The 22,358-nt window shown below is 77.1% G+C and carries 16 protein-coding genes; 14 read left to right on the top strand and 2 right to left on the bottom strand.

Going from position 1 to position 22,358, the window contains the following annotated elements; genetic code table 11:
• Positions 1-38 precede the first annotated feature (38 nt).
• A complete protein-coding gene (locus tag FHN55_RS06620) occupies positions 39-1,184 on the top strand; it encodes an ABC transporter substrate-binding protein (protein WP_139711455.1) in 1,146 nt (381 codons plus the stop codon).
• Here the strand turns inward: FHN55_RS06620 and glgX are convergent.
• On the bottom strand, positions 1,100-3,421 hold the full coding sequence (gene glgX, locus FHN55_RS06615; RefSeq protein WP_139711454.1) for a glycogen debranching protein GlgX: 2,322 nt from the start codon (positions 3,419-3,421) through the stop codon (positions 1,100-1,102). The genes FHN55_RS06620 and glgX overlap by 85 nt on opposite strands.
• A 37-nt stretch (positions 3,422-3,458) precedes the next feature.
• On the opposite strand from glgX, the gene FHN55_RS06610 reads away from it, so the two are divergent.
• The 13 genes from FHN55_RS06610 (at position 3,459) to FHN55_RS06550 (ending at position 21,034) form a co-directional block, all read left to right on the top strand.
• The gene (locus FHN55_RS06610) at positions 3,459-4,652 is read left to right on the top strand and encodes a cysteine desulfurase family protein (protein WP_257570747.1); all 1,194 of its coding nucleotides are present in this window, start codon (positions 3,459-3,461) and stop codon (positions 4,650-4,652) included.
• 10 nt (positions 4,653-4,662) lie between these two features.
• The gene (mnmA, locus tag FHN55_RS06605; protein WP_257570746.1) at positions 4,663-5,790 is read left to right on the top strand and encodes a tRNA 2-thiouridine(34) synthase MnmA; all 1,128 of its coding nucleotides are present in this window, start codon (positions 4,663-4,665) and stop codon (positions 5,788-5,790) included.
• Positions 5,787-6,851, top strand: a complete 1,065-nt coding sequence (locus FHN55_RS06600; RefSeq protein WP_139711452.1) for a methionine synthase — start codon at positions 5,787-5,789, stop codon at positions 6,849-6,851. Before mnmA ends, FHN55_RS06600 begins: the two co-directional genes overlap by 4 nt.
• Before the next feature lie 21 nt (positions 6,852-6,872).
• Positions 6,873-7,751, top strand: a complete 879-nt coding sequence (locus tag FHN55_RS06595; protein WP_139711451.1) for a type II CAAX prenyl endopeptidase Rce1 family protein — start codon at positions 6,873-6,875, stop codon at positions 7,749-7,751.
• A 62-nt stretch (positions 7,752-7,813) separates the two neighbouring features.
• Positions 7,814-10,015 carry an NAD-dependent DNA ligase LigA gene (gene ligA / locus FHN55_RS06590; protein ID WP_257570745.1) on the top strand — a complete coding sequence of 734 codons (2,202 nt, stop codon included), beginning with the start codon at positions 7,814-7,816 and terminating at the stop codon, positions 10,013-10,015.
• The gene (locus FHN55_RS06585) at positions 10,008-10,826 is read left to right on the top strand and encodes a pentapeptide repeat-containing protein (RefSeq protein ID WP_139711450.1); all 819 of its coding nucleotides are present in this window, start codon (positions 10,008-10,010) and stop codon (positions 10,824-10,826) included. The genes ligA and FHN55_RS06585 overlap by 8 nt, the downstream gene beginning before the upstream one ends.
• A 57-nt stretch (positions 10,827-10,883) precedes the next feature.
• On the top strand, positions 10,884-11,894 hold the full coding sequence (locus FHN55_RS06580) for a hypothetical protein (RefSeq protein WP_139711449.1): 1,011 nt from the start codon (positions 10,884-10,886) through the stop codon (positions 11,892-11,894).
• A 127-nt stretch (positions 11,895-12,021) separates the two neighbouring features.
• Positions 12,022-12,342: an Asp-tRNA(Asn)/Glu-tRNA(Gln) amidotransferase subunit GatC gene (gatC, locus tag FHN55_RS06575; RefSeq protein WP_139711448.1), complete on the top strand. Its 321-nt coding sequence runs from the start codon at positions 12,022-12,024 to the stop codon at positions 12,340-12,342.
• The gene (gene gatA, locus FHN55_RS06570; protein WP_139711447.1) at positions 12,339-13,922 is read left to right on the top strand and encodes an Asp-tRNA(Asn)/Glu-tRNA(Gln) amidotransferase subunit GatA; all 1,584 of its coding nucleotides are present in this window, start codon (positions 12,339-12,341) and stop codon (positions 13,920-13,922) included. The genes gatC and gatA overlap by 4 nt, the downstream gene beginning before the upstream one ends.
• Entirely contained in the window at positions 13,919-15,448 is a 1,530-nt protein-coding gene (gatB, locus tag FHN55_RS06565; RefSeq protein WP_139711446.1) for an Asp-tRNA(Asn)/Glu-tRNA(Gln) amidotransferase subunit GatB, read from the top strand. The genes gatA and gatB overlap by 4 nt, the downstream gene beginning before the upstream one ends.
• Before the next feature lie 148 nt (positions 15,449-15,596).
• The gene (locus FHN55_RS06560) at positions 15,597-16,814 is read left to right on the top strand and encodes an aminotransferase class I/II-fold pyridoxal phosphate-dependent enzyme (protein ID WP_180357685.1); all 1,218 of its coding nucleotides are present in this window, start codon (positions 15,597-15,599) and stop codon (positions 16,812-16,814) included.
• Between the two features lie 18 nt (positions 16,815-16,832).
• Entirely contained in the window at positions 16,833-19,091 is a 2,259-nt protein-coding gene (locus tag FHN55_RS06555; RefSeq protein WP_139711444.1) for a bifunctional diguanylate cyclase/phosphodiesterase, read from the top strand.
• Positions 19,092-19,129: 38 nt separating this feature from the next.
• The gene (locus FHN55_RS06550) at positions 19,130-21,034 is read left to right on the top strand and encodes a bifunctional diguanylate cyclase/phosphodiesterase (protein WP_180357684.1); all 1,905 of its coding nucleotides are present in this window, start codon (positions 19,130-19,132) and stop codon (positions 21,032-21,034) included.
• On the opposite strand, the gene FHN55_RS06545 is transcribed toward FHN55_RS06550, so the two are convergent.
• Entirely contained in the window at positions 20,993-22,273 is a 1,281-nt protein-coding gene (locus tag FHN55_RS06545) for a sorbosone dehydrogenase family protein (protein ID WP_139711442.1), read from the bottom strand. The two genes, FHN55_RS06550 and FHN55_RS06545, sit on opposite strands and share 42 nt — an antisense overlap.
• Positions 22,274-22,358 lie beyond the last annotated feature (85 nt).

Raw genomic sequence — 22,358 nt, 5'->3', positions numbered from 1 at the left:
GGCGCCGCGAGGGGGAGCGAGGCCCGACAATCGGCGCTGTGACCACGCTCCGACGCCGCTCACCGCTCGCCGCCCTGGCCGCGGCGTGCACCGCCGTGCTCCTGCTGTCCGCCTGCTCGGGCTCGTCCGACGCGCCGGCCGCGCCCGGGGGCTCGGCCTCGGGCAGCGGCGTCATCGACGCCGACCGCTGCGCCCAGAACCGCGACGCCGGCACGGTCACCTACCTCACCGGCTACCAGTACCAGGCGTCCACCACCATCCTCGAGGCCGTCGCGGCGGAGTCGATGGGCTTCTTCGAGGACGTCTGCCTCGACGTGCAGCTGCAGCCCGGCAGCGGCGACACCGCCCAGGGCGCCCAGCTCACCGCCGCCGGCCGCGCGCAGCTGTCCGGCGTCGGCAGCGCCGCGGAGGCGATGCTCGCGGTGGCGGGTGGGGCGGACGTCGTCGGCGTCGCCACCTTCGGGCACGTGCCGATCGCCACCCTCATGACCGAGCCGAGCGTCACCGACCTCACGCAGCTCGACGGCACCACCCTGGGCCACAAGGGCAGCCTGCCCGCGCCGCTGCGCGCCATGCTCGTCACCGCCGGCGTCGACCTGGACTCGGTCCAGCAGGTGAAGGTCGGCTACGACCCGACGGTGCTCGTGCGCGGCCAGGTGCAGTCGCTCACCGGGTACAAGTCCAACGAGCCGCTCACGCTGGCGGCCATGGGGGACCAGGTCACCCAGTGGAACCCCGAGGACTACGGCGTGGTCGGGTCCTTCGGCCAGCTCATCGCCAACCCGGCCTTCGCGCAGGCCCACCCCACCGCCGTGCAGGACTTCGTCCGCGCGCTGCTGCACGCCCACGAGGTCTGCCAGACCCAGCTGCAGCAGTGCGTGCAGGCCGCTGCCGAGAAGTCCGGCGGCAGCAGCGGGTTCGACGTCACCCACAACGAGCAGGTGTTCACCACCGAGTCCAAGCTCGTCGCGGACTCCACGCCGGCCGGCGAGCCGATCGGCTACGTCGACCCTGCGGCGCTGACGGCCGAGGGCCAGGTGCTGGTCGGGTCCGGGGAGCTGGAGAGCGTCCCGGACCCGGCCAGCGTCTTCGACGACTCCTACCTGCGGGCCGTGGTCGGCTCCGACGGCGCGGTGGTCTGGCCCTCGGCCGGCTCGACCTCGTCGGCGTCGGCGTCGTCCTGAGGTGAGGCGACCGGCCGGTACAGCCGGGTCGACAGCGCGCTGACCGGCACCTTCGTCCCCACCGCGTCGAGGGCCCCGAGCGCGCCGGCGGGGTAGCGCTCGACGGCGCTGTCCCACAGCAGCCGGTAGCCCGCGACGCCCGCCTGGGGCGGCAGCACGAGGTCGCCGTCGTCGAGGTCCCCGGCGAGGACGAGCAGGAGGTCCTCCCCGCCGGTCTGCGCGGCGCCCAGGTGCACCTGCACGGTGCGGTTCTGCGGGTCCTGCCAGTCCTCGGGGTCCATCGGCCCGCCCTCGGCGTCCCACCAGGTCAGCTGCGGGGCGCCCGGCACCGCGGCCGCGCGGGCGGGGCGCGGCGGCTGCTCGGCGTGCAGCACCGGGTGCGCCGCCCGCAGCGCCAGCAGCTGGCGGGTGGTCTCCAGCAGGTGCTCCTGCCAGGGCGCCAGGTGCCAGTCCACCCAGGAGGTCTCGTCGTCGAGGCAGTAGGGGTTGTTGTTGCCGCCCTGGCTCCGGCCCAGCTCGTCACCGGCGGTGATCATCGGGACTCCGGCGGAGAGCACCAGCGTGGCGAGCAGGTTGCGCATCGAGCGGCGCCGCAGGGCGGTCACCATGAGCTCGTCCGGGTCGACCGGGTGGGCGTCGTCCAGGTCGGCCAGCGGCCCGGCGGCGGTGCCGCCCTCGCCGGGCCAGCCCTCCATGCCGTGGTTCCAGGAGCGGTTGGAGTCCGTGCCGTCCCGGTTGTCCTCGCCGTTGGCGAGGTTGTGCTTGTGGTCGAACGCGCAGGCGTCGGCGAGGGTGAACCCGTCGTGCGCGGTGACGAAGCTCACCGAGGCCATCGGCCCGCGGTCGTTCGGCCCGCCGCCGAACAGGTCCGCCGAGCCGGTGAGGCGCAGCGCCAGCTCGCCCAGGCCCGAGCCGGTGGGCTCACCCCGCGAGGCCCTGCCCGGCACCGCCAGCCAGAACTCCCGGGCGCCGTCGCGGAACCTGTCGTTCCACTCGGCGAACGGCTGCGGGAAGTCACCCGTGCGCCACCCGTCGGGCCCGAGGTCCCACGGCTCGGAGACCAGCTTGACGTCGGACAGCACGGGGTCGGCGCCCATGGCGAGGAGCAGCGGGGCGTCGGGGCGGTAGGCGCCGTCCAGGCCGCGGCCGAGGGTGGGGGCCAGGTCGAAGCGGAAGCCGTCCACCCCGAACGCCGTCACCCAGTGCCGCAGGGAGTCCATGGCGAGGCGCACGCACTGCGGCCGGCCGAAGTCGAGGCTGTTGCCGCAGCCGGTGGAGTCGACGTCGCGGCCGGAGCCGTCCAGGCGGTAGTAGCCGGCGGAGTCGATCCCGCGCAGCGAGAGCGACGGACCGTCGTGCGCGTGGCCCTCGCAGGAGTGGTTGTAGACGACGTCGAGGAGCACCTCCAGGCCGGCCGCGTGCAGCGCCGCCACGGCGTCGCGCACCTCGGCGAGCACGGCCGCCGGTCCCGCGGCGCGCGCGGCCGCGCTGGCGTAGCGCGGCTCCGGGGCGAACCAGCTCAGCGTGGAGTAGCCCCAGTAGTTCGCCTGGCCGCGCCGGGCCAGCGAGACCTCGTTCCCGACCGCCTGCACCGGCAGCAGCTCCACCGCCGTGACGCCCAGCCGCGTGAGGTGCTCGAGGACGGCGGGGTGCGCCAGGCCCGCCCAGGTGCCGCGCAGCTCCGGCGGGACGTCGGGGTGCCGCTGCGTGAGGCCGCGCAGGTGGGCCTCGTAGACGACCGTGCGCGACCACGGGGTGCGCGGCCGCGCCGCCTGGTCGGCCACCGGGGCCTCGACGACGACGCCGACCGGCACCGACCCCGCGCTGTCGAGCCCGCTGCGCCGCTGGGCGGCGGGGTCGCCGGTGCGGGGCAGCCACTGCGGCCCGTCCACCTCGTGCGCGAACAGCTCCGGCCCCCAGCGCAGCTCGCCCTCGACGGCCAGGGCGTGCGGGTCGAGCAGCAGCTTGGCCGGGTCGTGCCGCAGGCCGGCGCGCGGGTCCCAGGGGCCGTCGACGCGCAGGCCGTACCGCTGCCCCGCGCGCACGCCCGGCAGCTCCCCGGTCCACAGACCGCCGGGCCTCCGGGTGAGCGGCACGCGCCGCTCCGCCCAGCCGCCGGCGCCGTCGTCGTCGAGCAGGCAGACGTGGACGGCGTCGGCGTGGGACGCCACGACGGCCGCCCTCGCCCCCGCCGGCGTCGGGTGGACGCCCAGGGCCGTGGTCTCCGCGCTGGTCATGGGGGATGACTCTGCCGCATGGACGTACCCTCGGTGCGTGACGGCGTACCTGGACCACGCTGCCGACACGCCCGTGCTGCCCGCCGCGGCCGAGGCGGTGCTCGCCGAGCTCACGCGCTCGGGCAACGCCTCCGCCCTGCACAGCTCGGGGCGCGCCGCGCGGCGAGTGGTGGAGGAGTCCCGCGAGGAGGTCGCGGCCGCGCTCGGCGCGCGCCCCGGCGAGGTGGTGCTCACCGGCGGCGGCACCGAGTCCGACAACCTCGCGGTCAAGGGCCTGTTCTGGGCCCGGCAGGGGGAGGACCCGCGGCGCACGCGCGTGCTGGTCTCCTCCGTGGAGCACCACGGCGTGCTCGACCCGGCTCACTGGCTCGGCCAGCACCCCGCGGGCCTGCGCGCCCAGGTGGAGGAGCTGCCCGTGGACGGCGAGGGGCGGCTGCGCGTGGACGCCCTGCGCGAGTCCCTCGAGCGCGACCCGGCCTCCGTGGCGCTGGTCAGCGTCATGTGGGCCAACAACGAGGTGGGCACGCTGCAGCCGCTGGCCGAGGTGGTCGAGCTGGCCGCGCGCCACGGCGTCCCGGTGCACTCCGACGCCGTGCAGGCCGTCGGCCAGGTGCCGGTGGACTTCGCCGCCTCCGGCCTGACCGCGCTGTCGTTCACCGGTCACAAGCTGGGCGGCACCACGGGGGTCGGCGGCCTCGTGCTGCGCCGCGGCACCTCGCTGGTGCCCGTGCTGCACGGCGGCGGGCAGGAGGGCGGCGTGCGCTCCGGCAGCGTCGACGCCGCCGCCGCGCGCGGCCTGGCGGTGGCCACCACCGCTGCCGTCTCGACGCTGGCCGAGCGCTCCGCGGGTCTGCGCGCCCTGCGCGACCAGCTCGAGGCCGCCGTGCTGGCCGCCGTCCCCGACGCCGTGGTGCGGGGCGCCTCGCGCGCCGAGGACCGCCTGCCCGGCATCCTGCACGTCACCGTGCCGGGCGCCGAGGGCGACGCGCTGCTCTACCTCCTCGACGCCCGCGGGGTGGAGTGCTCCACCGGCTCGGCGTGCACCGCCGGCGTGCCGCAGCCCAGCCACGTGCTGCGGGCGATGGGCCTGTCCGACGCCGACGCCGCCGGGGCGCTGAGGTTCAGCCTGGGCCGCACCTCGACCGCCGCCGACGTGGCGCTCGTCGCCGAGGTGCTCGGCCCCGTGGTCGAGCGCGCGCGCACCGCGGGCCTCGCGCTCGCCGGCTCGTGAGCGCGGCGCGGTGAGGGTGCTGGCGGCGCTGTCCGGCGGCGTCGACTCGGCCGTGGCGGCCGCCCGCGCGGTGGACGCCGGGCACGACGTCGTGGCGGTGCACCTCGCGCTGGCCAGCGCGTCGCCCAGCGCGACGCCCGGCCGGGCGCGCGGCTGCTGCACCGTGGAGGACTCCCGCGACGCGCGCCGGGCCGCCGACGTCATCGGCGTGCCGTTCTACGTGTGGGACCTGTCCGAGCGCTTCGGCCGCGACGTCGTCGACGACTTCGTGTCCGAGTACGCCGCCGGGCGCACCCCCAACCCGTGCGTGCGCTGCAACCAGAAGGTGAAGTTCGCCGCCCTGGCCGACCGGGCGCTCGCGCTCGGCTTCGACGCGGTGGCCACCGGCCACTACGCGCGGCTCGAGGACGGACCGGGGACGACCACGGGCGGCCGGGAGCTGCACCGCAGCCACGACCTCGCCAAGGACCAGTCCTACGTGCTGGCCGTGCTGCCGCCGCAGCGCCTGGCCACCGCGCTGTTCCCGCTCGGGACCGCCACCAGCAAGGACGAGGTGCGCGCCGAGGCCGCCGCGCGCGGCCTCGCGCTGGCCGACAAGCCCGACAGCACCGACATCTGCTTCGTGCCCGACGGCGACACCCGCGCCTGGCTCGGCGCCCGGCTGCCGGAGGGCGCGCGGGAGCCCGGGGACGTGGTGGACGGCTCGGGCCGCCGCGTCGGCACGCACGACGGCGCCGCCGGCTACACCGTCGGTCAGCGCCGCGGCCTGCGCCTCGGCGTGCCCGCCGCGGACGGCAAGCCGCGCTACGTGCTGTCGGTGTCCGTCGCCGAGCGCCGCGTGGTGGTCGGCCCCGCCGAGGACCTCGACGTCGACGTCCTCTCCGGCGACGGCGCCGTGTGGTGCGGCCCGGCTCCCGAGCCGGGCCAGCGGCTGGGCGCGCAGGTGCGCGCCCACGGCGCGGAGCTGGCCTGCACCGTCGAGGCGCTGGACGACGACGGCGTGCGCGTCCGGCTCGACGAGCCCGTCCGCGGCGTGGCCCCCGGCCAGCTGCTGGCCCTCTACGACGGCACGCGCGTGGTGGGCTCGGCCACCCTGGCCGCGGCGGTCCGGGCGGAGCGCGCGACCCTGGGGGCATGACCTCCTCGCCTCCGGCGCCCACCGCTCCTCGCGCCACGGCGACCGGCGCCTGGCCGGGGGAGCACCCGCTGGAGGCCGCCCGCGCCGTCCTCGGCGAGCTGGGCGGCGGGCACCTGCCCTTCGCGCCCGAGCTGCCCGCCCGCGGGCCCGGCGCCGACCCGACCGGCCGGACGGCGGCGCTGCTGGTGGACATGCCGGTCGACCTGCAGCCCGTCGGCTGGCGCCTGGTCGACCACCCGGGCCGCGACGCCCAGCGCGCCGCCTCCTTCCGCACCGCCGACCTCGACGCCCTGGCCGAGGCCGCCGACGGCTACGAGGGCCCGCTGAAGCTGCAGGTGGTCGGGCCCTGGAGCCTGGCCGCGTCCGTCTGGCTGCCCCGCGGCGAGCGGGCCGTGGTCGACGAGGGTGCGGCGCGCGACCTGCTCGGCTCGCTGGTGGAGGGCGTGCTGCAGCACGCCGCCGACGTGCAGCGCCTCGTGCCCGCGGCGCAGCTGCTGGTCCAGGTGGACGAGCCGTCGCTGCCCGCCGTCCTGGAGGGGCGCGTGCCGACGGCCAGCGGCTGGGGGCGCCTGCGCGCCGTCGACGCCCAGCGGGCGCGCGACGGGCTGCGAGACCTCACCGGCGCCCTGCGCGCCGCGGGCGTGCGGACCGCGCTGCGCTGCACCGCGCCCTCGTCGCCCTCGGGCGGCTCGGGCGTCTGGCCGCTGCTGCGCACCGCCGGCGCGGACGCCCTCGTCGTGGCCGCTCCGGTGTCGCGGCCGCTGGGCAGCGCCGCGTGGGAGGAGCTCGCCGAGGCGCTCGAGTCCGGTCACGAGCTGCACCTCGGCGTGCTCGACGTGCCCGCGCTCGCGGGCGGTGCGGCACTGCCCGAGGTGTCCGCGCTGCTGGAGGCGGTGCGGACCCCGTGGGACCGGCTCGGGCTGCCCGCCTCGCAGCTGGCCCAGGTGGTGGTGACGACGACGACGGGGCTCGCCGCGCTGCCGCCGGCCGCCGCCACGGCGGCGCTGGGACGGCTGCGAGCCGCGGCCGACGCGCTGGGCGAGGTGCTCGCCGAGGCCTGAGCCACCCGGCAGGGTGGAGCCGTGCCCTCCGCTCGCTCCGGCTCCTCAGGGGACAGGCTGACGGGTGACCTCGCCCGCGCCGCCGCCTCCTGGGTCTCCTTCGTCCTCGCCCTCGGACTGTCCGGCGTCGCCCTGGCCGCCGCCCGCGGCGCCGGGGTCTCGGGCGACGCCGCGCGCGCGGTGCCCGCCGTCGTCGTCCTCGCCGTGACGGTGCCGCTGGTGCTCGCGGCCCACGGCCGCTCGCGCTGGCAGTCCGTGCTCGGGATGCGCCGGCCGGTGCTCGCGCTCGCCGGGGCTGCGGTCGGGCTGGGAGCGGCCGGCCTGGTGCTGCTGGCCGACCACCTGGCCGGAGGCGCGGGCGGCTTCGCGGTGACCGGCGTGGACGTGCCCCGGCTGCTGCTGTGGCTCGTGGTGACCCTGCTGCTGGCCGCTGCGCTCGAGGCGGTGCCGGAGGAGCTTGCGCTGCGCGGCGGGGTCTTCGGCGGGCTGCGCGGGCACCTGCCGGGCTGGCTGGCGGGAGTGGTCACGACGGCCGCCTTCGTGCTCGCGCCGGCCGCCGCGATCTGGGCGACGGCTCAGCTGGGGGAGTGGTCAGGGGTGGGGGTGCCGCCCGCGACCTTCGCGCCGGGCGGGCAGGACCCGGTCTCCTACGCCGTGCTGGTGGCGTCCTTCGGCGTCGTCCTGCTGCTGGTGCGGGCGGTGGTGGGGTCGGTGTGGGCGTGCGTGGGGTACCACCTCGCGTTCCTCGTGGTGAACCGGCTGCTGCTGGGCGACCCGGCGACCACGGGCCTGGCGGTGCGCACCGGAGAGGGCCCCGAGCTGCTGGTCATGGGCTACCTGGCGCTGACCGCGGCGGTGCTCGGCGTGGTGGCGCTGCGCCGCCGGGGTGGTCGTCGCTAGCGCTTCCGGCTGGGCGTCCGGCCCTCGGTCGCGCTGTCCGAGGCGCTCGGCAGACTGGGCGGGTGACAGAGCACGAGACGGCGCAGGAGACGGTGCAGGAGCTCCCCAGCGCTCCGCCCGAGGCGCGCCGCGAGTGGGACGAGCTGGCCGAGCAGGTGCGCGCCGCCCGCTTCGCCTACTACGTGCGCGACGCCCCGACCATCGCCGACGGCGAGTTCGACGCGCTGCTGCGCCGGCTGGAGGCCCTGGAGGACGCCCACCCCGACCTGCGCGTGCCCGACTCCCCGACGCAGGTGGTCGGCGGGACCTTCAGCACCGAGTTCACCGCGGTCGACCACCTCGAGCGGATGCTCAGCCTCGACAACGTCTTCACCCGCGAGGAGCTGGCCACCTGGGCCGGGCGCGTGCAGCGGGACCTGTCCGACGGCCGCGAGGACGCACCGGCCGTCCGGTGGCTGTGCGAGCTGAAGATCGACGGCCTCGCCGTGAACCTGCGCTACGAGCGCGGGCGCCTCGTGCTGGCCGCCACCCGCGGTGACGGGCGCACCGGCGAGGACGTCACGAACAACATCCGCACCATCGACGCGGTGCCGCAGCAGCTCAGCGGAGACCCCTCGACCTTCCCCGAGCAGTTCGAGGTGCGCGGGGAGGTCTTCTTCCCCGTGGCCGACTTCGAAGCGCTCAACGCCTCCCTGGTGGACGCGGGGAAGGCGCCCTTCGCCAACCCGCGCAACGCCGCCGCGGGGTCGTTGCGCCAGAAGGACCCGCGCGTCACCGCCTCCCGGCCGCTGTCGATGATCGTGCACGGCCTCGGCGTGCGCGGCGGGCTGGAGCCCGCCAGCCAGTCGCAGACCTACGAGCTGCTGCGCTCCTGGGGCCTGCCGACCTCTCCGGCCTACCGCGTCGTGGAGTCCCTCGAGGAGGTCCAGGCGTACATCGACCACTACGGCGAGCACCGCCACGACGCCGCCGCGATCGCCCACGAGATCGACGGCGTGGTGGTCAAGGTCGACGAGGTGGCCCAGCAGCGCCGCCTCGGCGCCACCTCGCGCGCCCCCCGGTGGGCGATCGCCTGGAAGTACCCGCCGGAGGAGGTCACCACCAAGCTCCTCGACATCCGCGTCAACGTGGGCCGCACCGGCCGCGTCACCCCGTTCGCCCACATGGAGCCCGTCAAGGTCTCCGGCTCCACCGTCCAGCTGGCGACGCTGCACAACGGCTCCGAGGTGGTCCGCAAGGGCGTGCTCATCGGCGACACCGTGGTGGTCCGCAAGGCCGGCGACGTCATCCCCGAGGTCGTCGGGCCGGTGGCCGAGCTGCGCGACGGCTCCGAGCGCGCGTTCGAGATGCCCACGCACTGCCCCGAGTGCGGCACCGAGCTGCGCTTCGAGAAGGAGGGCGACGCCGACCTGCGCTGCCCCAACGCCCGCACCTGCCCCGCGCAGCTGCGCGAGCGCGTCTTCCACGTGGCCGGGCGCGGGGCCTTCGACATCGAGGCCCTGGGCTACGAGGCCGCCACGGCGCTGACGGAGTCCGGCGACGACGGCCGCCAGGTGCTGCCCGACGAGGGAGGCCTGTTCGCCCTCTCCGCCGACGACCTCCTGGTGCTGCCGCTGTTCACCCGCGCACCGAAGAAGGGCGAGGGGGAGGGGCGCGTCCTCAACGCCAACGGGGTGCGCCTGCTCGCCAACCTCGAGGCGGCCAAGGACCGGCCGCTGTGGCGCGTGCTGGTGGGCCTGTCGATCCGCCACGTCGGGCCCACCGCGGCCCGGGCCCTGGCGCAGCGGTTCGGCTCGATGGACGCGATCCGGGCCGCCTCCCAGGAGGAGCTCGCCGCCGCGGACGGCGTCGGCCCGACCATCGCCGAGGCCGTGGTCGAGTGGTTCTCCGTGGACTGGCACGCCGCCGTCGTCGACGCCTGGGCCCGGGCCGGCGTGTCCATGGAGGACGCCCCCGTCGCCGGGGTCGAGAAGACGCTGGAGGGACTGACGATCGTCGTCACCGGGTCCCTGTCGAGGTTCAGCCGCGACGAGGCCAAGGAGGCGATCCTGTCCCGCGGCGGCAAGGCGTCGTCGTCGGTCTCGAAGAAGACGTCCTTCGTGGTGGTGGGCGACAGCCCGGGCAGCAAGGCCGACAAGGCCGAGCAGCTGGGCGTCACCGTCCTCGACGAGGAGGGCTTCGAGCGGCTGCTCGCGGACGGTCCGCCGCCCGCGCAGGAGGCCGAGGAGCCCGCCGAGGAGCCCGCCGGGGAGCCCGGTGCCTGACAGCAGGTCGGCCCTGCGGGCGGACTGCGGCCGGTGCGCTGCGCTGTGCTGCGTGCTGCCGGCCTTCAGCAGGTCGGCGGACTTCGCCGTCGACAAGCCCGCCGGCACGCCGTGCCCCCACCTGCGCGCCGACGCCCGGTGCGGCATCCACGCCCGGCTCGTGCCCAGCGGGTTCCCCGGCTGCGTGGCCTTCGACTGCTTCGGCGCCGGGCAGCGGGCCGTGCAGGTGGTCTTCGGGCAGCGCCCGGGCGGACCGCCGGCACCGGCGGACCTGCTGACCGAGGCGCCGGACCTTCCGGGCGTCCTCGCGGCGCTGCGCGGCCTGCACGAGGTGCTGTGGCACCTCACCGAGGCGCAGTCCCTGCTGCTGCCCGGACCGCTGCGCGACGAGGTGGCGGCCCTGCGCGAACGGGTGGAGCAGCTGGCCCGGACGGGGCGCGAGGAGCTGGCCGCGGTCGACGTCGGCGAGCAGAGGCGCGCCGCCGGGCCGCTGCTGGAGCACGCGAGCCGCGCCCTGCGCGCCGAGGTGCCGGGGCGGACCGCCCGGCACCGCGGCGCCGACCTCTCGGGGCGGCGGTGGCGCGGAGCGCGGCTGCGCGGGGCGGACCTGCGCGGAGCCCTCCTGCTGGGTGCGGACCTGCGCGGCGCGGACCTGCGGCGGGCGGACCTGCTGGGTGCGGACCTGCGCGGCGCCGACGTGCGCGGTGCGGACCTCACCGGAGCGCTGTTCGTGACCACCGCCCAGCTCGACGCCGCGCGCGGCGACGCCTCCACGCGCCTGCCGGAGGGCCCGCTGCCCGTCTGGCGCTGATCGGTACGAGCGGTCCCGGCGCGACACCGCAGGTCAGAGGGTGTAGGACGTACCTCCATGGCCAAGAAGAGCAAGGGCAAGAGCGCCTCGGTGGGGCTGGCGGACCGCGTGCGCGCGGCGCAGAGCGCGCTGGAGAGCGCGTCGGCCGCCAAGGACGCCAGCGCGGCGCGTCGCGAGGAGGCCGTCGGCCGCAGGGACGAGGCCGCCGCCGCCGTCGCCGCCGCGAAGGCGGCGCGCAAGGAGGCCCGCGCCTCCTTGGCCGCCGCGGAGAAGGCGCTGGAGAAGGCCAAGGCCTCCCTCGAGGACCTCAAGGGCAAGGCCAAGAAGGCCGAGAAGGCGGCGCACTCCGCCGACGTCGCCGCCGACGAGGCGCGCCGCGAGCACGAGCAGCTGGCCCGCAAGGCCGCCCGCCGCCAGGGCACCGCCGACGCCGCGACCGCCGCCGACGCCGCGACCGCCGCCGACGCCGCGACCGCCGCCGACGCCGCGACCGAGCCGGCAGTCGCCGAGGCGCCCGCCGAGCCGGCACCCGCCGAGTCGTCCCCGGAGTCGTCCCCGGAGTCGTCCTCGGACGCTCCAGCTGAGCCGGCGGCCGCTGCCGAGGCGCCCGCGCCGGCGCGCCGCACCCGGGCCACGGGCACCCGGGCCACGACGCCCCGCGCGCCCCGGGGCACGGGCACCCGCAGCCGGCGCACCAGCGCCGCTGCGGCTCCTGCCGGCTCGGCCGGCGCAGGGGAGCCCGGCGTCGTCGTGGACACCCCGGAGGCGGAGGCCGCCGACACCCCGCCGCGCGCCACCCGCACCCGCCGCACGACCGGCGCGACCGGCACGACGACGCGCGCCCCCCGCGGCACGGGCACCCGCACCCGCCGTCCTCGCGCCACCTCCGCCACCGCCACCGAGGTGACCGCCGCCCCCGAGGCCCCCGAGGGCATCGCCACCGCCGGGGTCTCCGACGCCGACCAGCCGGAGCAGGCGAGCACCCCGCCCGCCGACCAGCCGACCGAGCAGCCGACCGACCAGCCGACCGACCAGCCGACCGAGCAGCCGACCGACCAGCAGTCCTGACGACCCGTCCCCGACGATCGAGGACGTCGCGACCGCCCGCGCGTGCGCGACGTCCTCGATCGTCGACGGGGGTGGGGGAGGGCGGCCGGGCGACCGGGGTGCGCCGACCCTCCTAGACTCGGCTCCCATGCCCGCCCTGCCCCGCGAGGAGGTCGCGCACCTGGCGCGGCTGGCCCGCATCGACATGCCCGACGCCGAGCTCGACCACCTCGCCGACCAGCTGACCGCCATCGTGGACGCGGTCGCCTCGGTCACCGGTGCCGTCGCCGCCGCCGAGCGCGCCACGGGCGAGCCGGTCCCGGCCACCAGCCACCCGGTGCCGCTGACCAACGTCACCCGCCCCGACGTCGTCGGAGGCGTCCTGACCGCCAGCGACGCGCTGGCCGCGGCTCCTGAGGCCGAGGACGACAGGTTCCGCGTGCCGCGCATCCTGGGGGAGGACGCATGAGCGACCTCACGCGCCTCGACGCCGCCGCGATGGCCGAGGCCCTCGCCGCCCGCGAGGTGACCTCCGTCGAGCTCACGCAGGCGCACCTGGACCGGATCGCCGAGGTCGACGGTCCGGTCGAGTCCGGCGTGCACGCCTTCCTCCACGTCGACGCCGAGGGAGCCCTCGCCCGCGCCGCCGAGCTGGACGCCGCCCGCGGGCGCGGCGAGCAGCTGCACGCCCTGGCGGGCGTTCCGGTGGCCGTCAAGGACGTCATGGTCACCCGCGGCATGCCCAGCACCGCGGGCTCGCGCATGCTCGAGGGCTGGGTGCCGCCGTACGACGCGACCGTCGTCGAGAAGATGCGCGCCGCCGGCCTGGTGACCCTCGGCAAGACCAACATGGACGAGTTCGCCATGGGGTCCAGCACGGAGCACTCCGCCTTCGGCCCCACCCGCAACCCGTGGGCGGCGGACCGCATCCCCGGTGGCTCGGGCGGCGGCTCCGCGGCGGCCCTGGCGGCCTTCGAGGCGCCGCTGGCCACTGGAACCGACACCGGCGGCTCCATCCGCCAGCCCGCTGCGCTCACCGGCACGGTGGGCGTGAAGCCGACCTACGGCGGCGTCTCGCGCTACGGCCTCATCGCCCTGGCCAGCAGCCTCGACCAGGGCGGTCCGTGCGCGCGCACCGTCCTCGACACGGCGCTGCTGCACGAGGTGATGGGCGGGCACGACCCGCGCGACTCCACCTCCCTGACCGACCCCGTCCCCGCCGTCGTCGCCGCGGCCCGCGAGGGCGCTCGCGGTGACCTGACCGGTGTGCGCGTCGGTGTGGTCACCGAGCTGGGCGGCACCGGCCACGCCGAGGGCTTCCAGGCCGGGGTGCTGCAGCGCTTCGCCGAGGCGCTCGACCAGCTGCGCGCCGCGGGCGCCGAGGTGGTGGAGGTCAGCTGCCCCAACCTCGAGCACGCGCTCGGCGCGTACTACCTCATCCTCCCGAGCGAGGCGAGCAGCAACCTCGCCCGCTACGACGGCATGCGGTACGGCCTGCGGGTGGTGCCCGAGGGCGTGGACCCCTCCGAGGTCACCGCGGAGCAGGTCATGGCGGCCACCCGCGCCAAGGGCTTCGGCGCCGAGGCCAAGCGCCGCATCATCCTGGGCACCTACGCCCTCTCCAGCGGCTACTACGACGCGTACTACGGCAGCGCGCAGAAGATCCGCACGCTGGTGCAGCGCGACTTCGCCGCCGCGTTCGCCCAGGTGGACGTCCTCGTCAGCCCCACCGCGCCCACCACGGCGTTCCGGCTGGCGGAGAAGCTCGACGACCCGCTGGCCATGTACCGCGGCGACGTCGCCACCATCCCCGCCAACCTCGTGGGCATCCCCGGGATGAGCCTGCCGGTGGGCCTGGCCCCCGAGGACGGCCTGCCCGTCGGGCTGCAGCTGCTGGCCCCGGTCCGCGAGGACGCGCGGCTGTACCGCGTGGGCGGCGCCCTCGAGGCCCGCCTGCACGCCGCGTGGGGCGGGAAGCTGCTCGACCGCGTGCCCGCCTGGACCGCCGCACCGACACCCGCCGGAACCACTGCCGGAGCGACCGCATGAGCACCAGCGCAGACCTCATCGCCTACGACGACGCCGTGACCCGCTTCGACCCCGTCGTCGGGCTCGAGGTGCACGTCGAGCTGAACACCGCCACCAAGATGTTCAGCGGCGCCCCGACGGAGTTCGGCGCGGACCCGAACACCCAGGTGGACCCGACCTCGCTGGGCCTGCCGGGCTCGATGCCGGTGCTCAACGCCAAGGCCGTGGAGTCCGCCGTCAGGATCGGCCTGGCGCTGAACTGCTCCATCGCCGCGCAGTGCCGGTTCGCGCGGAAGAACTACTTCTACCCGGACATGCCGAAGAACTTCCAGACCAGCCAGTACGACGAGCCCATCGCCTTCGACGGCTGGCTCGACGTGGAGGTGCCGGCCTCGGAGGACGGCTCGCTGCCGGCCTTCACCCACCGCGTCGAGATCGAGCGCGCGCACATGGAGGAGGACACCGGCAAGTCCTCGCACGTCGGCGGGGCCACGGGGCGCATCCACGGCGCCGAGTACTCCCTGGTCGACTACAACCGCGCCGGCATCCCGCTCATCGAGATCGTCACGCGCCCCATCACGGGCGCCGGTGCGCGCGTCGGCGAGGTGGCGCGCGCCTACGTGGCCACCCTGCGCGACCTGCTCCGCGGCCTGGACGTCTCCGACGTGAAGATGGAGCAGGGCTCCATGCGCTGCGACGTCAACCTCTCCCTGCGCGAGACCCCCGACAGCCGCCTCGGCACCCGCACCGAGACCAAGAACGTCAACTCCCTGCGCTCGGTGGAGCGCGCGGTGCGCTACGAGGTCGGCCGCCAGGCCGCCGTGCTGCTCGCCGGCGGCTCGGTGGTGCAGGAGACCCGGCACTGGCACGAGGACACCGGCCTGACCACGTCGGGCCGGGTGAAGTCCGACGCCGAGGACTACCGCTACTTCCCCGAGCCCGACCTCGTGCCGGTCGCGCCCGACCCGGCCTGGGTGGAGGAGCTGCGCGCCGCGCTGCCCGAGCCGCCCGCCGCGCGCCGCCGCCGCCTGCAGACCGGCTGGGGCCTAACGGACCTCGACATGCGCGACCTGCTCAACGCCGGCGCGCTCGACCTGGTCGAGGCCACGGTGGCCCAGGGCGCGCCGCCCGCCGCGGCCCGCAAGTGGTGGACCGGCGAGCTCAGCCGCGCCGCGAACACCCGCGGCACGTCCCTCGAGGAGCTGCCGGTGACGCCGGCGCAGGTGGCGCAGCTGCAGGGCCTCGTCGACGGCGGGAAGCTCAACGACAAGCTGGCGCGGCAGGTGCTCGAGCACGTGCTGGACGGCGAGGGCGACCCGCAGCAGGTGGTCGACGCGCGCGGCCTGGCCGTGGTCTCCGACGACGGCGCGCTGCTGGCTGCGGTCGACGAGGCGCTGGCCGCCAACCCCGACGTCGCCGGCAAGATCCGCGACGGCAAGGTGCAGGCGGCCGGGGCCATCGTGGGCGCGGTCATGAAGGCGACCCGCGGGTCGGCTGACGCGGCCCGCGTCCGCGAGCTCGTGCTGGAGCGCGTCGCCGCAGGCTAGGCGGACCGGACGACGGGCCCGGACGACGCCGTGCCCGTCGTCCGGGGGACGGCCGTGGGCGTTGCCCGGAGGACGATCTCCACGTCACTTAGCGTCATCTCTTGTGACTCGTCGCGATCCTTTCGCCCCGGCGTCCGTCGCTCCTTTCGTGCGCCACGTCCGGCAGTCGCACGAGGGAGGCGCTTCGCCCTACGCGGTCCCGGCGGCGGGGGCCTCCGGGCCCGTCGTCGTCTTCACCGACGGCCGCGAGCGCGTCAACCTCGCCTCCAACAACTACCTCGGCCTGACTGACGACCCCCGGGTGCGCGCGGCGGCCCGGGACGCGGTCGACCGCTACGGGACCGGCGTGTCGGGCAGTCGCCTGCTCAACGGCACCACGGACCTGGTGCTCGAGCTGGAGGCGGAGCTGGCCGACTTCTACGGCGTCGAGGCCTGCGTGGTCACCACCAGCGGCTACACCGCCAACCTCGCCCTGCTCTCAGCCGTGGGAAGACCCGGCGACGCCCTGCTCCTCGACGCCGCGGCGCACGCCTCGCTGCACGCGGGCGCCGCGGCCTCGGCGGCCCGCGTGCTGCGGTGGCGGCACAACGACCTCGACGCGCTGCGGCGCCGGCTCGGTGCGCTCGAGGAGGACGCGGGCGTCGTCGTCGTGGTCGACGGGGTGTACTCCATGGAGGGCACCTGCGCCCCGCTGCGCGAGCTGGTGGCGCTGTGCCGGGAGCACGGCGCGCGCCTGGTGGTCGACGAGGCGCACGGCGTCGGGGTGCTCGGGGCGCTCGGGCGCGGGGCGTGCGAGGAGGCCGGGGTGCTCGGTGACGTCGACGCCGTGACCCTCACGACGAGCAAGGCGCTGGCCTCCTGCGGCGGCGCGGTCCTGACCAGCGCGGCCGTCGCCGAGGGCCTGCGGGGCTCCGCCGCGCCGTACCTGTTCGCCGCCGGGCAGGTCCCCGCCGCGGTGGCCGCCGCCCTGGCCGCGGTGCGCGTGCTGCGCGCCGAGCCGGAGCGCGTCGCCGCCCTCGCCGACCGCGCCGCGCAGCTGCGGGAGGAGCTGGCCGCCGCCGGGGTGCCGGTCGTGGCCTCGCGCGGTGCCGTGGTGGGCGTGCCGGTGGGGGAGGAGCGCGAGGTGGTCGAGGTCTGGCGGCGCGTCTTCGCCGCGGGCGCCGCCACCAACGCCGTGGTGCATCCCGCCGTGCCGCGCGGAGGGGCGCTGCTGCGCCTGTCGGTGATGTCCACCCACACCGACGAGCAGCTGGCCCGGGGCGCCGCCGCGGTGGCGGCCGGGCTGGCGCGCCCGGAGCGCCTGCCGGCGCCCCGCGCCCGCGTCGTCGACCTCCGCGGCGCGGGAGCGCTCAAGACGGGCGCCTGACGCGCCGACCACTGGTGGGTGGGAGGAACCTCGCCCCGGTCGCTGACCGCCGTCGCGCTGGTCGCGGTGGGAGTGCTCGCCGCCGCAACCGTGGTCGTCGCCGGGGCGGCTGGCACCGTCCACGCCTTCCCGGTCGGCGCCGCGGCGTCGGCGCTGGTCGGCCTGGCCGCCGCCCTGTCGATGCTCCTGCGCCGAGGTGCTGGGGGCGCCGAGCGCACCATGGGCCTCGCCGTGGGGCTGTGGGCCGCGGGCCAGGCCTGGATCGCCCTGCTGGCGCTGCGCCAGCCGGGCCTGCCGCAGCAGCCGACGCCGGGTGACGCGCTGCAGACGTTCGCCGCGCCCCTGGCGCTGGTGGCGGTCATGGCGCTGCCGCGGCCCAGCGGCTACGCGGGCCGCCGCCGGCAGCTGGCCCTGGACGGCGCGGTCGTCGCTGCCACCGGGGCCGCCCTGCTGTGGCGCGTGGCCTTCCTCCCGCTGGACCCCTCGGGCACCGCGGCCCTGACCGCCGGTGCCGTGGTGCTGGCCGACCTCGCCGTGCTGGGCCTGTGCGTGCAGCTGGCCGTGGCCGGCCTGGACCGCGGCGCCGCCCTCGTGGCGCTCGGCGTGGGCCTCTTCGTGAGCGCTGACCTCGTCAACACCCACGACCTCGTGCAGCCCGGGGGCACCTGGCCGTGGTCGGCGACCGCTGCCGCCTGCGCCGCCTGGCCGCTGGTGGCCGCCGGCTTCGCCGCGGCCGGTCGCCAGCGCCTCGGCGGACCCCGGCTGGAGGCCTTCGGCGCCGACGTGCGCACCGGCGCGGTCACCACCGCGCTCGTCATCGTCCAGGTGCTCGCTGCGCTCGTCAGCAGCACGGTCAGCGACCGGCCCGTCGACGCGGTCACCGGTGTGCTCTTCGGTGTCGTGGTCGCCTCCCTCGTCACGCGTGAGCTCGTCCACCGGGGCCAGCGGAGCCGGCTCGTGGAGGAGCTGCGGCACCAGGCCCTGCACGACCCGCTCACCGGCCTGGCCAACCGCCACGCCCTCTCGGCGCGCCTGGCGGAGCTCGCCCAGGACCCCGAGCTCGCCGGGGACCCCGGGCGCGGGGACCGCGTCACCGCGGTGGTGCTGGACGTCGACGGCTTCCGCGAGGTCAACACGCGCCTCGGCCACGCCGCCGGTGACCAGCTGCTGCGCGTGCTGGCGCAGCGGGTGTCCGCGGCCCTGCCGGCCGGCTGGACCGCCCACCACTACGGCGGCGACGAGTTCGTCGCCGCGGGACCCGGCGACCTGGCCCGCGGCACCCGGGTGGCCGCTGCACTGCTCGACGCCGTCGCCGCCCCGGTGGAGCTGGCCGTGGCCGGTGCCGTGGCGGTGACGGCCTGCGCCGGGGTCTCGTCGGCCGCCGACGGCGAGACGGACCCGCTCACGGCGGTCGCTGAGGCGACCGGTGCGCTGCGGGAGGCCCAGGCCGCGGGACGCGGCCGCGTCCACGTGCACGACGAGGCGGCTCACGAGCGCAGCGCGCGTCGCCTGCAGGTGCGCGAGCGCCTCCGGGAGGCGGTGGCCGCGGGCACGGTCACCGCAGCGCTGCAGCCCGTCGTCGACGTCGCCACAGGGGCGACCACGGGCTTCGAGGCGCTCGCCCGCTGGCGGGACGCCGAGCTGGGGGACGTGCGCCCCGACGAGTTCATCGCCGTGGCCGAGGAGGCCGGGCTGGTGCCCGCCGTGGGCGCGGCCGTGCTGCGCGCCGGCCTCGTGGCCCTGCAGCAGGCGGGAGGTGTCGAGCGCCGCCTGCGCCTGGCCGTCAACGCCTCGCCCCTGGAGCTGCGCGCCCCCGGGTACGTCGACGGCGTCCTCGGTGCCCTCGCGGACGCCGGGGTCCCCGTGGACCTGCTGACCGTGGAGGTCACCGAGGGCCTCTTCATGACCACCGACGACCCTGCCGTGGCCGTCCTGGCCGAGCTGGGCGCCGCCGGGGCGCGCGTGGCCGTGGACGACTTCGGCACCGGCTACTCCTCGCTGTCCTACCTCGAGCGCCTCCCGGTGCACATCGTCAAGATCGACAGGTCCCTGGTGAGCGGCGTCGACAGGTCCCGCCCGCGCGCCGTCCTGGAGGCCGTGGTGGCCCTGTGCCGGGCGCTGGACCTCGAGGTGGTGGCCGAGGGCGTCGAGACGGCCGAGCAGGCCGCCGTCGTGCGCGGTCTGGGCGTCCAGCGAGGCCAGGGCTGGTACTGGTCGCGCCCGCTCCCGCCCGAGCTGGTGGCCCAGCACGTCGCCGAGCGGTCGGCCGCGCTCTAGCCCTCAAGTCCCTCGCGCGGGAGACCGAGGACTGCAGGGTGACCGCAGCCCCCGCCTCCCCGCGGAGCCGGCTGAGCGCCGCCCTCGCACGGCTCGCACCCGGTCAAGCCCTCGCTGTCGCGTCGCTCCTCGCCGTCCTCGCCGTCCCCGCGGTGCTCATCGCCCTGCCGCGCTCACCGCGGCTCGAGCGCCGGACCACCGCCCTCGACGCCCTCGTCACGGGGGCCAGCGCAGCCGTGGTGGTGTGGCTCCTGCGCGCCCAGCGGTCCGCGCAGCACCTGCCTCCCGCCACCTCCGCCCTGGCTGCGCTCGCGCTCCTGGCCGTGTGCACCCTGGCCGCCACCGCGGTCCTGGTCGCCCTCGCCCGGCGCCGGGCGGGACGCGGCGCGCTCCTCCCGGAGGACCGCGCCGTCCGCTCCGGTGCCCTCACCAGCGCGGCGGTCACCGCGTCCGCCGTTCTCGCCGTGGCGCTCACCGCCGGCCCGGGCGGGGCCTACCTGGACGCGGCGAGCGGCTCCCTGCTGTGCCTGGTCGTGATCACCGGTGCCCTGCGCGAGCTGCTGCTGCGCCGCGGACGGGCGCAGCTCGTGGGCGACCTGCGCCGGCAGGTGCTCACCGACGACCTCACCGGTCTGCCCAACCGCCGGGCCCTGGTCGAGCTGCTCGAGCGCGAGCGCACCGCGCCCGACGGGCCCACCGTGGTGGTCAAGCTGGGGCTCGACTCCTTCTACGAGTACAACGCCCAGTTCGGCTCCGCGTGCGGTGACGCAGCCCTGCGCACCGTGGCCCGCGTCCTGCGCGAGACCGTCCCGACGGGGTGGACCGTGCACCGCACCGGCGGTGACCAGTTCCTGCTGCGCGGCCCGGGGAGCGCCGCTGACGGCCGCGTCCGCGCGGAGGCGGCCCTGGCCGCGGTGCGCTCCGCGTCCCTGGCGGACGAGCGGCCCCTCACCGCCAGCGCAGGCGTCGCCGAGGCCGTCCCGGGCGCCACCGACCCCGCTGCTGTGCTGTCCGACGCCGCGGCTGCGCTGAGGGCCACCAAGGCGCGCTGCGACGGGGGTGTCGGCGTCCACGACGCCGCGCTCGTGGAGCGCACGCGGCGCCAGCACCAGGTGGCCGCGGCGCTGCGGGAGGCGCTCGCCGCGGACGCGCTCGCGGTGGGGCTGCAGCCCGTGGTCGACATCGCCTCGGGCGCGACGACGGGCTTCGAGCTGCTGTCCCGGTGGACCGACCCGCAGCTGGGGGTCGTCTCGCCCGAGGAGTACGTGCCCGTCGCCGAGGCCGCCGGCCTCGTCCACCAGCTCGGTGGGTGCGTGCTGCGCAAGGGCCTGCAGGCCCACGTCGCCGCGGGTGGCGTTGAGCGCCGCCTGCGCGTGGCCGTCAACGCCTCGGTGCACGAGCTGCGCCGCTGCGGCTACGCCGACGGGGTGCGCGCCGCCGCGGGGGAGGCCGGGGTCCCGCTCGACCTCCTCACCGTGGAGGTCACCGAGTCGGTGTTCCTGGCCCGCGACGACCCCGCCGCTCCCACGCTGCGCGAGTTGCAGGAAGCGGGGGTCCGCCTGGCCATCGACGACTTCGGCACCGGCTACTCCTCCCTCGGCTACCTCGACCGGCTCCCGGTCACGTACGTCAAGGTCGACCGGTCGCTCGTGGTGGCGGCGACGGCCAGCGAGCGCTCCCGGGCCCTGCTGTCCGCGGTGGTGGCCGTCTCGCGCTCCCTCGACCTGGAGGTGGTGGCCGAGGGCATCGAGGAGGAGGCGCAGGCGCGCATGGTCCTCGACCTCGGCGTCCGCCTCGGGCAGGGCTGGCTGTGGTCGAGGGCGCTGGCGCCCGAGCAGCTGCTCGAGCACCTCGCCGCCCCGCCGCGCGCCCTGGGCCAAGGGCCGGACCCAGCGGCGGACTCAGGCCAGGGGGACCCGCAGCAGGCGGTCGTCGCCGGCTGAGGGCGTCCCGCGCGAGGTGTTGTCGGTGAGCACCCACAGCGCCCCGTCGGGGCTGGCGACCACGTCGCGGACCCGCCCGTGCTCGCCGCCGAAGACCCGCTCCGGCTGACCCAGCCGGCCGTCGGCCAGCGGCACCCGCCACAGCTCCTGCCCGCGCAGCGCTGCCACGTAGACCGCGTCGGCCGTGACCAGCAGCCCGCTGGGGGAGGCGTCCGCGGTGCGCCAGGTGACCAGCGGCGCGGTGAAGGCGGGGTCGGTGACGTCCTGCTCGCCGCCCGCCGGGCCCGCCACGGCGCCCTCGACCAGCGGCCAGCCGTAGTTGCGGCCCGGCTCCAGGAGGTTCAGCTCGTCCTGGGTGTTCTGCCCGAACTCCGCGGCGAACATCCGCCCCGCCGGGTCCCACCCGATGCCCTGCGGGTTGCGGTGGCCCCACGTCCACACCGGCGAGCCCGCCACGGGGTTGCCGGGCGCCGGCTGCCCGTCGGGGGTCAGCCGCAGCACCTTGCCGGTGAGGGCCTGCTGGTCCTGCGCGGTGGACGGGGCGCTGGCGTCGCCGGTGGTGACGTAGAGCATCCCGTCGGGGCCGAAGGCGAGGCGCCCGCCGTGGTGGACGGTGGCCGACTCGATGCCCGTGAGCACCGGCTCCGGTGCCGACAGCGACCCCGGCCCGCCCGCCGGGTCGGCGGTGTGGCGCATCCGCACCACCCGGTCGTCGGTGGCGGTGGTCGTGTAGGCGTACACCCACCCGTCCTCGGCGAAGGTGGGCGAGATGGCCAGGCCGAGCAGCCCGCCCTCCCCGCGGGGCTCGACGTCGGGCACCGCTCCGCCCGGCCCGGACGCGGTCACCTGCTGGGCCGACCACCCGCCGTCCTCGCCGGCCACCCGCAGCACGCGGGCGGTGTCGCGCTCGCTGACCAGCGCGCTGCCGTCGGGGAGCACCGCGACGCTCCACGGCACGTCGAGGCCGGTCACCACGTCCTGCGCGGCCCCCGGCGTCCCGCGCAGCGCGTGGCCCGCGGCCACCGCGGCGGGGAGGGTGCCGCCGGCGCTGCCCTGCGGGGAGGCCTGCCCCTGCGCCGGGGAGGACGACGACGAGGGCGCCGGCAGCTGCTCGGTGGACACCGGCGCAGGCGCCGCGGCGTCCTGCCCGGAGCACCCCGCCAGCACGACCGCCGCGGCAGCCAGGAGGACGGCGGGCGCAGGTGCGCCGCGGCGGCGGGAGGGTCGTCCGTGATCCACGCCCCAGCCTCACCCGCCGCAGGTCGCACGGCCAGTCGGGTGCGCCCGGACGACCGGGACGGGTGCCCCTGGTGGACCAGGTCGC

It is taken from the genome of Streptomyces sp. NP160 (assembly GCF_006335115.1).
GTDB lineage: Bacteria > Actinomycetota > Actinomycetes > Actinomycetales > Quadrisphaeraceae > Quadrisphaera.
Note: the sequence above shows the minus strand (reverse complement) of the source record. Positions and strands in the feature narration are given on the sequence as shown.